The following is a 16,047-nucleotide window of genomic DNA, read 5'->3' as shown; positions in this document are numbered from 1 at the left end:
AAATTCCTCCTTTAATGATTTAACAATCGACTTAAAAATAAACGTGCTCTTTCTTGTTCTGGGTTTGCGAAAAATGATGCTGGTGTTGTATCCTCAATAATTTGGCCCTCATCCATAAATAAAATCCTATCTGCTACTTCTCGCGCAAATCCCATCTCATGTGTGACGACAACCATCGTCATCCCTTCTTTAGCTAACGTTTTCATAACATCCAGTACTTCTCCAATCATCTCTGGATCAAGAGCAGACGTAGGCTCATCAAATAGCATAATTTCTGGCTGCATTGCGAGCCCCCTAGCAATCGCTACCCTTTGCTGTTGTCCACCAGATAATTGATGCGGGAAGACACCAGCCTTCTCCGGGATTCCTACTTTCTCTAAATAAAACATCGCTGTTTCCTCTGCTTCTTCTTTTGAAACTTTATTTACTTTAATAGGTGCTAATGTAATATTTTGAAGAACCGTTTTATGCGGGTATAAATAAAAATGCTGAAAAACCATCCCGATATTTCGGCGTAATTCATTCATATCTGTTTTTGCATTGTGTACCTCCGTATTTTGAACCATTAACTCTCCGTCTGTAATTGTCTCTAGCTGATTTATACACCGAAGCAACGTGCTTTTTCCTGATCCTGAAGGACCAACTACCACTACCACTTCACCCTTTTTCACTTGCACATTAATATTTTTCAAAACTTGAAAGTTGCCGTAATATTTATTTACGTTACGAAACTCTATCAACATACTCCCCCCTTCCACTAACAAAGCATGTACATTCTTTTTATATTCAAAAACAGTCCTAAAAATAACTTCTCTCTTCATTTTTGCCCATAAAAAAAGCAAAGGGATTTCCCTTTGCTTTTTCATTTCTATTTTATTAAGATACTTCTTCTTTCTTATCTTTTCCGTATTCATGCTCCCAGAAATCAGCATTTTTAATTCCTAATGGCCCTGGATCGAATACTGGATCTTTTCCTTCTTTTTTCTGCTTTTCATAATCCTTTAATGCAACTAATGCAGGTTTTTGTAATAGTAAAATCGCAATGATATTTACCCATGCCATAATCCCTACACCGATATCACCTAAAGCCCAAGCCGTTGCTGCTGTTTTGATACAGCCATAGAATACAGCTCCTAAAAATACAAACTTTAGTACCATAGACAGCCAAGGGCGGTCTTTATCACGATTTAAGTACGCGATATTCGTTTCTGCAATGTAGTAATACGCCATAATTGTTGTAAATGCAAAGAATAGTAACGAGATTGCAACGAAACCGTTTCCAAATCCAGGGAAAACAGATTCTACTGCTGCCTGTGTATATCCCGGTCCTGGCTGCGCACCGTTTAGTTTATTAACGATAAAGTTTTTTCCGCTTGCATCAAATACGTTATACATGCCTGTAATAATCATCATAAATGCTGTTGCTGAACAAACAAATAATGTATCAATGTAAACGGAAAATGCTTGTACTAAGCCTTGTTTAGCTGGATGCGATACTTCAGCAGCTGCTGCTGCGTGCGGTCCAGTTCCTTGCCCTGCTTCATTAGAATAAATACCACGCTTTACTCCCCAAGAAATTGCTAAACCGATAATACCACCAAAAGCTGCTTCTAATGCAAAAGCACTTCTTATAATTAACATAAATGCTTCTGGCAATTTTTCAATATTCATAGCAACAATGACGCAAGCTACTAAAATATAACCTATTGCCATAAACGGTACGACAACTTGCGCTACGTTAACAATTCGCTTTACTCCACCGAAAATGATAAGAGCTAATACAACTACTAATAACGCTCCTGATACTGTAGTGTTAATTCCAAAAGCTGTTTCTAAACTTACAGCAATACTATTTGCTTGCACACCTGGTAATAAAAGTCCTGTTGCAAGAATTGTTGCTGCAACGAATACTAAAGCATACCATTTAACCCCTAAACCTTTTTCAATGTAATAAGCCGGACCACCTCGGAACTGCCCTTGATGTTTCGTCTTATATATTTGTGCTAGTGTCGATTCTACATAAGCAGAACCTGCTCCTAAAAAGGCTACTGCCCACATCCAAAATACAGCTCCTGGCCCACCGAATGCAACCGCTGTTGCTACCCCGGCTATATTCCCTGTCCCAACGCGTCCTGATAAAGAAAGTGCTAACGCTTGGAAGGAGGAAACACCAGCCTCTGATTTTTCTCCTTGAAATGTCAGCTTCACCATTTCTCCTACGTGTCTTACTTGTAAAAACCTCGTTCGAATGGAAAAATATAAACCTACTCCTAAACATAAATAAACAAGTGCGGGACTCCAAACAATATTATTTAACCAATTTACGAAAGCTTCCACCATTCCCCCTCCTTCTTTATAAAGAATATTCAGAATATATATAAAATTATAAGTGCATACCGAATCTATAACAATATTATTTTAATAAAACAAACATATTTTTGTATAAAAAAACAAAGTATATATTTATTTTACATACTTTGTTTTAAAGAAAATGTATTATATATTCACAATTGCTTCTTTGCTTATAATTCTTTCATATAATTCTTCTGATAATTTCCGGAAGTTATCTGGCATATCTTTCCCTTTAAATTTCTTTTGGAGCGTGCCGTATAGACCTATGTCACGCAAACGTAAAAATAGTGGTAATGATTCATACCAACTATCCTCCAGTCTGTGCTCATACTCATAGCCTTTCCGTAACACTTGTAGCTGTTTACGAGCAAAGTCTGTCTTCTCCTCCGCTGTCCACGGTGTAAATAAAACCGAGTAATAAAGAACCATTGCCAGATCATGAATGAAGTAATTATAAGCCGCATCATCAAAATCAAAGATTGTTAGCTCTTTTCCATCATAATGAAAATTACCTGGATGAATATCACCGTGCATAAGACCGAATGTCTCTCTTTCAATCGGAAGGACCTTTATTTCATCCATTAATATCGTAGCGATCTCTTTTACTTTCTCATCTTCTAATTCTTGAACAATGCTACTTTCGTCCTCTTCCCACGTATCACGATAATCCGTTTTAGGATACTTCATTGTAAGGCGATGCAGTTGGCCAATCGCTTTTCCCCACGCTTCAAAGTAAATCTCTCCCCAATAAGGCGATTCTTCTCCTTTTACTTGCTCACCTTTTGCATACGTAAATAAGGAAGCGAAAAAGAACGTTCCATCCTCTGCTCTGATTTCTTCTACAAGATTTTGAGACGTTGAATAAAGAGGGCCTGCTACCTTTGCCCCATTCTCAGCAACATACCGTAAAAAATCTAGTTCGGCCTCTACTTCTTTTTTAGAGCGATGAGAAGAATGCGTTAAACGTAATACATAATCTTCACTACCATCACCCTTCGCCTTAAAAATATAATTTTCAAAATCTCCAAGTGGCTTTTCTTCCACTATCACCTGAAACAAACTTGCAGCTTTTTTTAAAATCTCTTTCGTAAAAACTCGTTCTACAGCTATTTCCATATGTATCCCTCCTATATATCTTCTTAATTCGACACAAATGTGAGAAGTACTGCTATGAAATTGAATAGTGCGTGGGCAATCATAGCTGATAAAATAGAATTTGTTTTCTCATATAACCACGCAAATACTACTCCACTTAAAAATTTCACTGGTAATGTGTTATGTGTTGGAATATGAACAACAGTAAATATTATAGAACTTATAAGCACTCCACCCCATATACCATATTTATCACGATAAAATGTATAAAAAACACCTCGATATAAAATTTCTTCATAAATTGGTGATATAACTGCTGCTCCAATTACCGCAATACAGAACGAATATATTGATTTATCATTTTGGACCGTCTCCGTTTTACTATTTTCAAAAGAAATACCCATTTTCTCCATTATCATCAATACAGCAATACTAACTACAATTAAGGTAATAAATGCTATAACTGTCCATAAAAAATCTTTCCATGAAAGTTTTCGAATTCCAATATCTTTCCATGAAAGTTGATATCTTTTTATACAAAAAAGATAAACTACAGTAGTAAATATCACCGACATTATAAATCCCATTAATACTCCAGCATATAATGAGTTACCTATTATTTTTAAAGCATGGTCATAAAAAAGAGATTCAACAGTTACTGGAACAATAATAAATACAAACATAAATAAATATAAAACTTCTTTCCATCCCCACATACGTTTCAAAATCATATACACCATCCCTCTACTCCGTGTTTCCTTAAGTATAAAAGATGACGTAACGTAACTTTCAATCCTCTTTTTTTAAAAATAATTCAAGCATAAATTTCTCACAAACGACAAAAATTAACAGAAACAATTGTACTTTAAAAGAGGTGGAAATTATGACCGAACAGGAAAGTTCGCAACAAGATAATAACAAAAAGCATATGTTTCCATCACTTCCGGAGAACATTAATTACATCGAAAACAAACTTTCCCATTCAGATGATATAAAAAAACTAGATGTTCCTTTTCAAAATGGAAAAGGAACAATCTTATATATCGAATCTTTAGCAGACCCAAATTTAATTCATCAGCTCGCTCTTGAGCCTCTATTAACTCGATCCGAACTGTCTTTAGATAAAGTTTTTTCCACATTAAATATGAAAAAAGAAACAAATTTAAATTATGGTGTACAGCTTTTATTACAAGGTAAATCATTATATTTTCATGATCAAGTCGAATTCTTTTGTATTTTCGAAACGGCTCTATCTTTAAAAAGAGATATAACAGAACCTGATAATGAAGGTATTGTACGTGGACCGCATACTGGATTTGTAGAAGATTTAGCAACGAATTTAGCTTCCATTCGTAAACTCATAAAAAATCCAAACGTCGTCGTTAAATATTTCACACTTGGTGAAGAAATGCACACGAAAGTGGCAATTGCTTATATGCAAAACATAGCGAATGACGATTTAGTTACAGAAGTAAAAAGAAGATTAGAAACGATTAAGACAGATGCACTTATGCCTCCAGGATATATACAAGAATTTATAGAGGATACGTCTTTCTCACCATTTCCGCAGCAATTAAATACAGAGCGTCCAGATAGAGTTGCAGCAAATTTAATGGAAGGACGAGTTGCTATTTTATCTGATGGAGATCCAACAGCGCTCATCGTTCCTGTTACGTTATTTGCTTTCTATCAATCACCAGATGATTATAATAACCGCTGGATTGTCGGTTCTTTCGTCCGAATGATTCGCTTAGTGAGTTTTTTAATTGCTTTTCTCTTACCGGCTATATATATCGCAACCGTAGCCTTTCATCCTGATGTATTGCCGCTTGAACTTGTGTATACAATTAAAGCTTCATTAGAGAAAGTACCACTTCCTCCTATTTTCGAAGCTCTCTTAATGGAGCTAATTTTCGAGTTATTACGAGAAGCTGGTATTCGTCTACCGAGCCGAGTTGGACAAACAATTGGTATTGTAGGCGGTTTAGTAATTGGTGATGCAATTGTAAAAGCTGGACTTGTTTCTTATACGATGATCATCGTTGTAGCTTTAACTGCAATCTCATCTTTTCTCGTTCCATCAAACGATATGAGTTCAGCAGTTCGAATTCTTCGTTTTCCATTAATGATTCTCGCTGCGATATTCGGATATGTAGGAATTTCATTTGGCTTGATTATAACTTTTGTTCATTTATGTCAGCTTCATTCTTTTCATACACCATATCTTTCTCCTATTGCTCCAATGCGAATAAAAGATATGAAAGATTCTTTTGTAAGACTACCAATTTGGTCATTTGGGGAACGACCACATGATCCAAAACCGAAAAAAATGCAACGACAACATGTAACGAGAGAGGATGAGAACGGTGACAAACACGCAAAGTAAAATTTCGCTTGTTCAATTTACCTTTTTCGTTATTCAATGCCAAATCGGGGTTGGTATACTTTCTTTACCTAACCGTCTTCACCCAATAGCAAAAGGAGGCGGATGGATTTCCGCTCTCATTGCTGGGCTTGCGATTCAACTTATTATTTTACTTATGTGGCTTTTCTTAAAACGATTTCCTGATGCAGATATGTATGAAAGTGTTTGTATGCTATTTGGTAATAAGTTTGGAAAACTATTAGGTTTTGCTTATGTTTTTTATTTTACTCTTATTGGTATGACGGTTATGTTAAATGCTTGTAATGTCATAAAAGTTTGGATATTACAAGCCACTCCTTGGTCTGCCATTCTCATTCTATTTACAATAGCTTGTTGCTATGTAGCCTATAATACATTTAAAGTAATTGTGCGATTTTATGTCATGGCTTCTATTCTTATTGTCCCAATGGCACTTTTAATTGGACTTGGGCTCACGCGGGCTGACTTTTCTTATATTTTTCCAATTACAGAAGCTGGATGGTGGAATATTATTCAAGCATCCAAAGAAACAATTACAGCCATGTATGGTTTTGAAATTATTCTTATCGCTTTCCCAAAAGTAAATGGGAGTTCTATTGCAAAACTGAAGGCCATTTCTATCGCCAATGGATTTGTAACTATTTTTTATACTTTTACTGTTTGGATTTGCTTTATCGTATTTAGTCCAAAACAAGTTGAACTTATTCCAGAACCAGTTGCTTACTTATTACGTTCCTTACATATCGGGATTATAGACCGGACTGATTTACTATTCATACCAATATGGATGATAACAGTTGCGGCTTCTATTGCTAGTTATTATTGTGCTGCTTCAATTGGAATGGGACATATATTCAATCTTGCTAATCATAAAAAAGCTGTTCCAATCGTTGGTATTATTGCTTTTAGTGTAGCCTTATTTATAGATACACCTGAAGAATTAAAAGTAATTTCAACTTTCACTGATAAGTTCACCTATATTTTCATAGTTGTCCTCCCTCTATTATTTCTACTTTATTCAGTAATAAGAAATAAGAAAGGAGAACAATATGTTCCAAAAAAGAGTTAAATTACTTTTTATATTATGTACTAGTTCCCTCCTTTCTGGCTGTTGGGATCAAGAACCATTAAGAGAAGCGAGATTAGCTTATAGCATTGGATATGATATTACGGAAGAAAATAAACTCCAGCAAACAATCGAGCTCGTAAAAAGTTCAAGCGGAGAGCAATCTTCATTCGAGAATGAAATACATTCAGCAACCGGGCATAACATAAGGGATACAAGCGATGCCCTAAAAAAAAATGTGACTGGAAATATTCGTTATTTCAAATATGGTGTTCAATTACTAGGAACCAAAATTTTAAAAAAAGGTATACTACCCTATTTAGATGTCAGCTTTCGGGACCCAACAAACCCAACTGCTTTAGTAAAACTTATTGCAGTAGATGGTGAAACATCCGAGATACTAGAAAAAAAGAAAGTAGGAAATTTACTAATTGGAGATTTTCTAAAGAAAAAAGTGAAAAGCTTAGAAGATATGAGTGTATTTCCAAAAGAAACTTTAGAAACAGCTGCTACAAAAATGTTAGATCCCGGTAAAGATTTCACTCTCCCTTCTATAAAAGTAAGAGGAAAAGAAGTTATTACAAACGGATTAGCTTTATTTAATAACGACAAATTAACTGGACATTTACCCCTAAACCAAGCTGTTTTATTCGTTTTATTAACTGGGAAGATGGGAACAAGTGCCCGTATAACTCAAAAACTTACTAGCGATGAATCAGAGAAGACATCTGATTATTTAACAATGGAAGTGAGCAATCGGAAATTAAAACGCGACTTAAAAATAAAAACAGATAAAAAAGGAAATGTTTATGCTCACATTCAGCTTCAACTAAAAGTGATAGCACTTGAATCCCCGCGAGATAATCTGTATACAATGGCTGACAGAGAAAAACTAAATAAAGAACTGTCTAAACAGCTTACGAAAGAGGCGAAAAAAATAACAAACAAACTACAAAAAGCAAATTGTGATGCTTTCGGTATCGGTAGACACCTTATCGCCTATCATCCTGATCTGTGGAAGAAAAAAAATTGGAATAAAGATTATGCAAAAGTAAAATTCAAACCTGAGGTAGAGGTAAACATTTTGTATAGCGGGGTCTTAAAATAAAAGGTTGTATGCCACGCGGGCATACAACCTTTTATTTCGTATATCGATATACAATTGATTCGTATGGTCTTAAGTTAAGGGTTGTAATATCCTTGCTGGAATCTTTATAATTCGACAGTAGTACTTCTTGTTTCATGCCATCTAATTGAACGTGCTTTGGTACAGAGTACGTTATTTCTTCTCCATAGAAGTTATTAATAACAAGTAGCACTTCACTATCTGTAGTACGAGTATATGCCCAAATCTTAGGATGATTTTCATCTAAAATAGCATATTCTCCTTCTGTAATTACATCATACGTTTTTCTAAGTTCTATTAACTTTTTATAATGATAAAATACAGACTCTTTATCTTCTAATGCTTTTTCTACATTAATCTCTTTATAATTCTCAGCAACTGAAATCCAAGGTGTACTTGTTGTAAAACCACTGTTCACCTCTTCATTCCACTGCATCGGAGTACGCGAATTGTCACGAGATTTTTGTTTTAAAATTCCTATAATCTCTTCTTTAGATAAGCCTTCTTCTTGTTTTATATCATATATATTTAACGATTCCACATCACGATATTGTTCGATAGACTCAAAATTAGGATTCGTCATACCGATTTCTTCGCCTTGATAAATGTAAGGTGTGCCTTGCAACATATGCATAGCCGTTGCTAACATTTTTACAGATTCATTTCGGTACTTTCCATCATTACCAAAGCGTGACACAATACGAGGCTGGTCATGATTACACCAGAATAATGCATTCCATCCCCCGCCCTTTTGCATTTCAATTTGCCAATTAGACATAATCTCTTTTAATTTAATAAAATCAAACTCAGCCTTCGTCCACTTATCACCATTTGGATAATCTACTTTTAAATGATGGAAACTAAACGTCATACTTAATTCATTGCGCTCAGGGTTTGAATATTTAATACAATTATCAATTGTCGTAGATGACATTTCTCCAACTGTAATTACATCTTTCCCTTCAAACACATTTCGGTTCATCTCTTGTAAATATTCATGAACACGCGGACCATCTGTATAATATTTACGGCCATCACTTGTCGCCGTACTTCCGTCATCATTTAAGAACTGTTGATCTTTTGAAATTAAATTAATAACATCTAATCGGAATCCAGTTACCCCTTTCTCAAGCCAAAAGCGCATCATATCATATACTTCTTCACGAAGTTTTTCATTCTCCCAATTTAAATCCGCTTGTGTCTCATCAAATAGATGTAAAAAATATTGCTTAGTCTTCTCATCATATTTCCAAGCAGACCCACCAAACTTAGACTGCCAATTATTTTTTTCATCACGCCAAATATAGTAATTACGATATGGACTATTTTTATCTTCCTTCGCTTTCTTAAACCACTTATGCTCCGTCGAACTATGGTTTACAACGATGTCTAGCATAATTTCAATGTTGCGTGCTTTCGCTTCTTCTAAAAGCTCTTCAAACTCTCCCATCGTTCCGTAAGATGGATCAATACTGTAATAATCACTTACATCGTATCCATTATCATGTTGTGGTGATTCGTATATCGGTGTTAACCAAATATAATCTACTCCGAGTTCTTTTAAGTAATCTAGTTTCTCTGTAACCCCTTTTATATCACCGGTTTCTTTATTGTAATAGCTATTAAAGCTCTTCGGATAAATTTGATAGACTACACTTTTATGCCAATCCTTCATGTTTAACTTCCTCCTACTTCTGTTTCACTCGTTTTGCAAATAACCACGTTAACGTAAATGGGATTACAACTGCGATAATCATTCCGACAATAAACATTGGAATCGATTTCGGAATGATAGAAATAAATGCTGGTAATCCGCCAATTCCGATAGCAGGTGCTAATACACCATTTAACGTAATGAATATTGCTGCCACAGCCGATCCTATAATTGCTGCATAAAACGGAAATTTATTTCGTAAGTTCACACCAAACATAGCTGGCTCTGTAATACCGAAATATGCTGAGATTGCTGATGTCGATGCCATGCTTTTATCATTTTGATTTTTAGAAATCCAGAACATCGCAAGTGCCGCACTACCTTGTGCAATGTTAGAAAGGGCAATCATTGGCCAAATGAATGTACCACCGTGCTGTGCAATTAATTGTAAATCGATAGCAATAAACATATGATGCATACCTGTAATTACAAGTGGTGCATACAATGCTCCAAACAATATTGCTCCAACTACTGGTACTGTTTCATATACACCTACTAATCCAGCTGTTAATAAATCTCCAATATGACGTGTAACTGGACCAATAATCCCTAATGCTAACACACCTGTTACGACAATCGTTGTAATTGGTACGACTAGTAATTGAATTGCATTTGGTACATGTTTCTTTAAGAAGATTTCCACTTTACTTAATACGAATGCTGCTACTAAGACCGGCAAGATTTGTCCTTGATACCCTACCTTTTCAATTTGAAATAATCCTAAAATATCGAAGTACTCAATCTTTTGCCCGTCTAAACCAGTCGCTGCTTTTCCATAATCCCACGCGTTTAATAGGGCTGGATGCACAAGCATTAATCCCATAACAATCCCGAGTATCGGACTACCACCAAAACGCTTCGTTGCTGACCAACCGACAAGTGCTGGTAAGAATACGAATGCTGTATTCGCCATCATATTAATTAAATCCCAAAGCCCACTTAAGTTTGGATACACATCTAATAAATTTTTGCCTTCAAAAAATAAGTCCTTCGCCCCTAATAGATTGTTAATTCCCATTAGTAAACCAGCTGTTACGATTGCTGGTAATATCGGCATAAATACATCTGAAAATACTTTTACAAACTTTTGAGCTGGATTTAACTTTTGGTTTCCAGAATCTTTTACATCAGCTACTGTCGCTTCTTTCATACCTGCAAGCGTTATCAATTCGGCATATACTCGATCAACATCTCCTGGACCGATTACAACTTGAAATATCCCAGCGTTATGAAACGCTCCTTTCACTAATGCAACAGACTGTAATTTATCATTATCTATTTTACTTTCATCCTTTAAAGCGATACGGAGCCTCGTTACACAGTGCGCAGCTTGTTCGATATTGTCTTTTCCACCAATATACTGCAACACTTCCTCTGCTGTTTTACGATAGTCTTTCCCCATGTTCCCGTCCCTCTTTTCTTTTTTTGATACCGTTTACACTTACATATTAACTCGTATATATAAGTTAGTCAACACTCGTATATACGAGTTTGTGTTTTTTTATAAAAAAAAGAGGTGAAACAATATTTTGTTCCACCTCTTTACTTCCTCCGTGCCACATCCGAAAAATGAAAAATATCTAAACGGTGGCGTGATTCTGTATATTCAAACTGACTTCCATCATATAAATGCGTAAAGTTTTTCACAACGACAACATAGTCTGTTCCATTTAAATCTAAATACTTTCTGTCATCCTCTGTACACGGCTGCACTTCAATTACCCTCTGCGAATAGCTAATATGTAGCCCTAATTCTTTCTCAATGTATTTATAAATTGATGCTGTTGCAATTTCTTTCGTTAACCCTGGAATAAACTCAGATACAAAATGATTGATATCTAAAATTACTTTTTCTCCATCAATATTTCGCACTCGTTTAATATGATCTATTTCTGTTTTTTCTTTCACGTTTAATAACTTTGCTACATCTTTCGTAGCTTTTATTTTATCCATTTCTACGACATCTGTAATACAATGACGTCCTAAACGTTCATTTTCTTCTTGGAAACTTACAATACCACCAAAGTTGAATTCAATATTTTTTCGCTTTAATACAAAAACACCTTTTCCATGAATTTTTTGCACATATCCACGCTCTTGCAATAAATCTACTGCTTTTCTTACAGTACCTCGGCTTGCCTCATACTGCTTCATTAATTCAGTTTCTGATGGGATTTTGCATCCCTCTTTTAATTGCTTATTATCAATAGAATTACTGATTTCTGTATAAATTTGTTCATACTTACTCATCATCTACAATAGCCCCTTGTCACCTTCTAATTCTATATGTATTATACCATGCTACACTCTTCTGCCAATCTCTCACTTATTTTCCAGTATAGGAAAAATAAAGATAAATATTTAATCTCTAAAACGTATTTTTATAAAAATTTTTATATTTTTCTTTTCATTCAAAAAAGCATGTAGTATACTAATTTCAAAATCAGAGGAGAAAGGGAGCAAAGAACTATGCTTACTTATACAACAATTGTAGTTACATTTGCACAAAAACATCATCATCATACGTAACCCTTGAAACCTAGCGGAAAAATTACGCGTAGGTACAAGGGTTATTCCCGTTGTACCTACGTTAGGCGAAGAGCCATGTAGGTATTTTTTATCTACATGGCTCTTTTTTTATTGCCAAAAAGCTAGTAAAAAATGATGTTTAAGCAAAACTTACTACAAAGGAGTTAACAAAAATGGAAACGAAAAAATGGGGATTATGGATTTTAACAGCTTTTGTTATTGGGAATATGGTTGGCGGTGGCGTATTTATGCTCCCAGCAAATTTAGCACATGTATCAGGTCCAATGGGTTCTACACTCGCATGGAGTATTACAGGGCTTGGCGTATTTATGATCGCACTCGTATTTGGAAATTTAGCAATCCGAAAACCAGAATTAAAAGCAGGGCCACAAAGCTATGCTCAAGCGATGTTCCCTTCAAAAAAGGCGGGTAAAGTTGCAGGATATAGTATGGCATGGGGATATTGGGCTGCGAACTGGGCTGCAACAGCATCTGTTATTATTTCCTTTGCTGGATATTTATCAACATTCTTTCCAGTTTTACAAAGTAAGCAAATTCTCTTTTCAACGAACGGATTTTCACTCGAACTTGGAAAAGGATTAACTTTCCTCGTATGTAGCCTTATGTTATGGGGAATTCAATATATTCTTTCTCAAAATATTGACCAGGCTGGTAATATGAACCTTCTTGCTACTATCGCAAAAATTATTGGATTTACAATGTTTATTGTAATCACATTATTCATTTTCAATGCTTCTAATTTCGGAGACGGTCAAACATTTATGAATGAGGCAGGACAATCCATCTCGTTAGGTGGACAAATTAATTCAGCTGCTATCGCAACACTTTGGGCATTTATCGGTATTGAGTCTGCTGTAATGCTTTCAAATCGTGCAAAATCTCAGCGCGATGTAAAAAAGGCTACGATTTTCGGCTTAATCATTGCCCTTCTTATTTACATGTCAATTACTTTACTTACAATGGGAGCTCTTCCGCAAGATGCTTTAAAAGAATCTCAAAAACCATTAGTAGACGCATTAAATTTAGCAATTGGCAATAAAGGTGCCTACATCATGGCTTTACTTGCACTTGTATCTTTATTTGGATCTACAGTGGGCTGGATCGTTGTGAGTTCAGAAGTACCTTACCAGGCAGCAAAAAATGGACTTTTCCCTAAATTGTTCGCAAAAACAAATAAAAAAGGTAGTCCTTCAAAATCATTATTTATTACAAATGTGATGACGCAAATTTTCTTATTCTCAACGATTTCTGGTACTGTATCAGAAGCTTATAATTTCGCTATCGTTGTAGCAACATTAGCATATTTAATTCCATACCTTGTTTCTACCCTGTACCAATTAAAATTAGTTATTACAGGAGAAACGTACGATATAATGCCTGGCTCTCGAGTAAAAGATGGAATCATTACTATATTGGCATTGGTATACTCCATTTGGGTTATCAAAACGGGAACTGCTGATTTAAAAACGTTCTTCTTAGGAATTGGGTTGTTTATATTAGGTCTGATTCTTTACCCAATACTAATGAGAGACTCACAAAAAACAAATTAAAAAAGAGAAGCTTCTAGCTTCTCTTTTTTATTAAAAATCTGTAATTAACTTTTCTTTTAACTCTCCTACAGATAAAGGTTTCGCATAATAAAATCCTTGTACATAATCACAGCCCATGGATTGAAGTAAACTTTCTTGTTCTACGTTTTCTACCCCTTCAGCAACTACTGCTAAATTTAAACTATGAGCAATTTCAATAACAGATTTTACAATTGTACGCTCTGGTTGCGCGTGTTCATAATGAAATTCACGAATAAAATTACGATCAATTTTCACGATATCAAGTGGTAGTTGCTTTAAATAATATAAAGAAGAATAACCAGTTCCGAAATCATCTAAAGCAATTAAAATGCCCATACTTCTGATTTCTTGTAATGTAGCGATAATATAATCAAAATGGCGAACAGCAATACTTTCCGTTATTTCTAAAATTAAACGATTCGGTGGAAAACCTGTTCTTCTTAAAATACTACGTACAGACAAAATAAAACGCTTTTGCATTAATTGTTGTATCGATAAATTAACCGATAATTTTAATCCTTCTTCATACTCTGGTAATGTTTTAAACAAGCGGCATGATTTTTCTAACACCCAGTCTCCTAATTTTATAATAAGACCAGATTCTTCAGCTACTGGAATAAATTCGCCTGGTGAAATAGGTCCTTCTTCTGTCGAACAACGTGCTAAAGCCTCAACACCAGTATATTTCTTCGTTTTCAAATCAATGATAGGTTGCAGCGCCACATCTAATTCTTCATCACGAATTGCCTTTTGCAAAGCAAACTCAATCTTCATTCTACGATTTATTTTGGCACGTAACTCATCTGTAAAGAAACACGCCGCGTTCCTACCCTGTTCTTTCGCACTATACATAGCTAAATCCGAATTTTTCAATAGTGTTTCCACATCTTGTCCATCTTGTGGATAAGAACAAAGCCCTAGACTAGCTGAAATGTATACTTCGTGACCTTCCAGCATAAATGGTGCCTGAAAACATGACAATACAGATGTCGCTAGCTGCCTCATCTCATCTTGTGTATGTTTTTTGGTTAACAGTACAAATTCATCTCCACCAAGCCTAGCCAGAACATCTTTCTCGCCTAACACATAATGCAAGCGTGAAGCGACTTCACTTAAAAGTAAATCTCCTATCATATGACCTAACGTATCATTCACTAATTTAAAACGATCTAAATCAAAGTAAATCATACCAAATTCTATTTTCTCTACAATCATCTTATTTACAGTCGTAATTAACTGTAAACGATTTGGTAAACTTGTTAACGCATCATGGTATGCAAGTTCTCTATAACGACTTTCGCTTAACCGCAATCTTTGTTCTGCTTCTTTTCTACTACTAATATCATTTCGGATCGCAATAAACTGATATGGCTCTCCTTTTTCGTTTAAAAATGGAACAATTGTTGTTTTAACCCAATAATATGTACCATCTTTTGCTTGATTTCGAATTTCTCCTGTCCAAACTTTTCCATTCGAAATACGCTTCCATAGTATTTGAAAAAATGCTTTCGGATGATATCCTGAATTTAAAATACGATGATCTTTTCCTATTAGCTCTTCTCTTGTATATTTAGATATTTCACAAAACTTATCGTTTACATATGTAATAAGACCTTTTCGATCTGTAATTGCAACAATTGAAGACTCATCTAATGCCATCTTTAAATCTCGCAATGAAGAGTCATACAATGCATGATCTCTTTGTTCTAGCATGCTCATCTCTCCTTGCTTCCTATCTGACTAAAACACAACTTGTTTCTCTTCATAGAAATAGAGATATTTCATTTTCTCATAATAGACCTTTACATAAACAATAGTTTTAAATAGGTCGATTAAAATAACATAATATTATTTGTAATAAAAAGCAATATAATACCGTTTCAATTATAAGTAGTAGCTTTTCATCTCTTTAATTTTCTTTCCTTATTATATTGCACTCATTCTCTTACGTTCCTTTAACTCGCTCTTTTCAAAACCTATTTCTTACTAATTCCGCTTATATTTAACGTCCATTCCTTACACATCAGAATAGAAGTTCAAACATACTATACAACTATTCACGAATAATGATATAAAAATCTAAATTGGTATATACGTTTTTGAATTACAATAACAAAATATTAACATATTTTCACCTTTATTTTGGAAGTATTTTATAAATAAATACAT

Annotated in this window: 12 protein-coding genes; 4 read left to right on the top strand and 8 right to left on the bottom strand. The window is 34.8% G+C overall.

Annotated features, from left to right (window positions below):
• Positions 1 to 11: 11 nt before the first annotated feature.
• From BAQ48_RS05050 to BAQ48_RS05035, 4 genes are all read right to left on the bottom strand, one after another.
• On the bottom strand, positions 12 to 740 hold the full coding sequence (locus tag BAQ48_RS05050) for an amino acid ABC transporter ATP-binding protein (protein ID WP_165613780.1): 729 nt from the start codon (positions 738 to 740) through the stop codon (positions 12 to 14).
• Positions 741 to 876: 136 nt separating this feature from the next.
• Positions 877 to 2,337, bottom strand: coding sequence for an alanine/glycine:cation symporter family protein (locus tag BAQ48_RS05045; protein WP_071710224.1), 1,461 nt, complete (start codon positions 2,335 to 2,337; stop codon positions 877 to 879).
• A gap of 159 nt (positions 2,338 to 2,496) precedes the next feature.
• Positions 2,497 to 3,468 carry a phosphotransferase enzyme family protein gene (locus BAQ48_RS05040; protein WP_071710223.1) on the bottom strand — a complete coding sequence of 324 codons (972 nt, stop codon included), beginning with the start codon at positions 3,466 to 3,468 and terminating at the stop codon, positions 2,497 to 2,499.
• A gap of 23 nt (positions 3,469 to 3,491) precedes the next feature.
• Complete coding sequence (locus BAQ48_RS05035; RefSeq protein ID WP_071710222.1) at positions 3,492 to 4,178, bottom strand: CPBP family intramembrane glutamic endopeptidase; 687 nt, start codon at positions 4,176 to 4,178, stop codon at positions 3,492 to 3,494.
• 152 nt (positions 4,179 to 4,330) lie between these two features.
• Here BAQ48_RS05035 and gerKA point away from each other — a divergent pair, with 152 nt between their 5' ends.
• Genes gerKA through gerKC form a run of 3 tightly spaced genes read left to right on the top strand, consistent with a single transcriptional unit; the run spans position 4,331 to position 8,025 of the window.
• A complete protein-coding gene (gene gerKA / locus BAQ48_RS05030) occupies positions 4,331 to 5,833 on the top strand; it encodes a spore germination protein GerKA (protein WP_071710221.1) in 1,503 nt (500 codons plus the stop codon).
• A complete protein-coding gene (locus tag BAQ48_RS05025; protein ID WP_071710220.1) occupies positions 5,814 to 6,920 on the top strand; it encodes a GerAB/ArcD/ProY family transporter in 1,107 nt (368 codons plus the stop codon). Before gerKA ends, BAQ48_RS05025 begins: the two co-directional genes overlap by 20 nt.
• Positions 6,901 to 8,025, top strand: coding sequence for a spore germination protein GerKC (gene gerKC / locus BAQ48_RS05020; protein WP_071710219.1), 1,125 nt, complete (start codon positions 6,901 to 6,903; stop codon positions 8,023 to 8,025). The genes BAQ48_RS05025 and gerKC overlap by 20 nt, the downstream gene beginning before the upstream one ends.
• A 31-nt stretch (positions 8,026 to 8,056) precedes the next feature.
• On the opposite strand, the gene treC is transcribed toward gerKC, so the two are convergent.
• The 3 genes from treC to treR form a co-directional block, all read right to left on the bottom strand.
• Complete coding sequence (treC, locus tag BAQ48_RS05015; protein ID WP_071710218.1) at positions 8,057 to 9,718, bottom strand: alpha,alpha-phosphotrehalase; 1,662 nt, start codon at positions 9,716 to 9,718, stop codon at positions 8,057 to 8,059.
• Positions 9,719 to 9,731: 13 nt separating this feature from the next.
• Positions 9,732 to 11,159, bottom strand: coding sequence for a PTS system trehalose-specific EIIBC component (gene treP, locus BAQ48_RS05010; RefSeq protein ID WP_071710217.1), 1,428 nt, complete (start codon positions 11,157 to 11,159; stop codon positions 9,732 to 9,734).
• A 140-nt stretch (positions 11,160 to 11,299) separates the two neighbouring features.
• Positions 11,300 to 12,010, bottom strand: a complete 711-nt coding sequence (gene treR / locus BAQ48_RS05005) for a trehalose operon repressor (RefSeq protein ID WP_071710216.1) — start codon at positions 12,008 to 12,010, stop codon at positions 11,300 to 11,302.
• A gap of 449 nt (positions 12,011 to 12,459) precedes the next feature.
• On the opposite strand from treR, the gene BAQ48_RS05000 reads away from it, so the two are divergent.
• Positions 12,460 to 13,857: an amino acid permease gene (locus tag BAQ48_RS05000; protein ID WP_071710215.1), complete on the top strand. Its 1,398-nt coding sequence runs from the start codon at positions 12,460 to 12,462 to the stop codon at positions 13,855 to 13,857.
• A gap of 30 nt (positions 13,858 to 13,887) precedes the next feature.
• Here BAQ48_RS05000 and BAQ48_RS04995 read toward each other — a convergent pair whose 3' ends face one another.
• Complete coding sequence (locus tag BAQ48_RS04995) at positions 13,888 to 15,591, bottom strand: putative bifunctional diguanylate cyclase/phosphodiesterase (protein WP_071710214.1); 1,704 nt, start codon at positions 15,589 to 15,591, stop codon at positions 13,888 to 13,890.
• Positions 15,592 to 16,047 lie beyond the last annotated feature (456 nt).

The sequence above is a fragment of the Bacillus luti genome, assembly GCF_001884105.1.
GTDB lineage: Bacteria > Bacillota > Bacilli > Bacillales > Bacillaceae_G > Bacillus_A > Bacillus_A luti.
The sequence above is the reverse complement of the archived record's forward strand: the minus strand, read 5'-3'. Positions and strand labels throughout refer to the sequence as shown.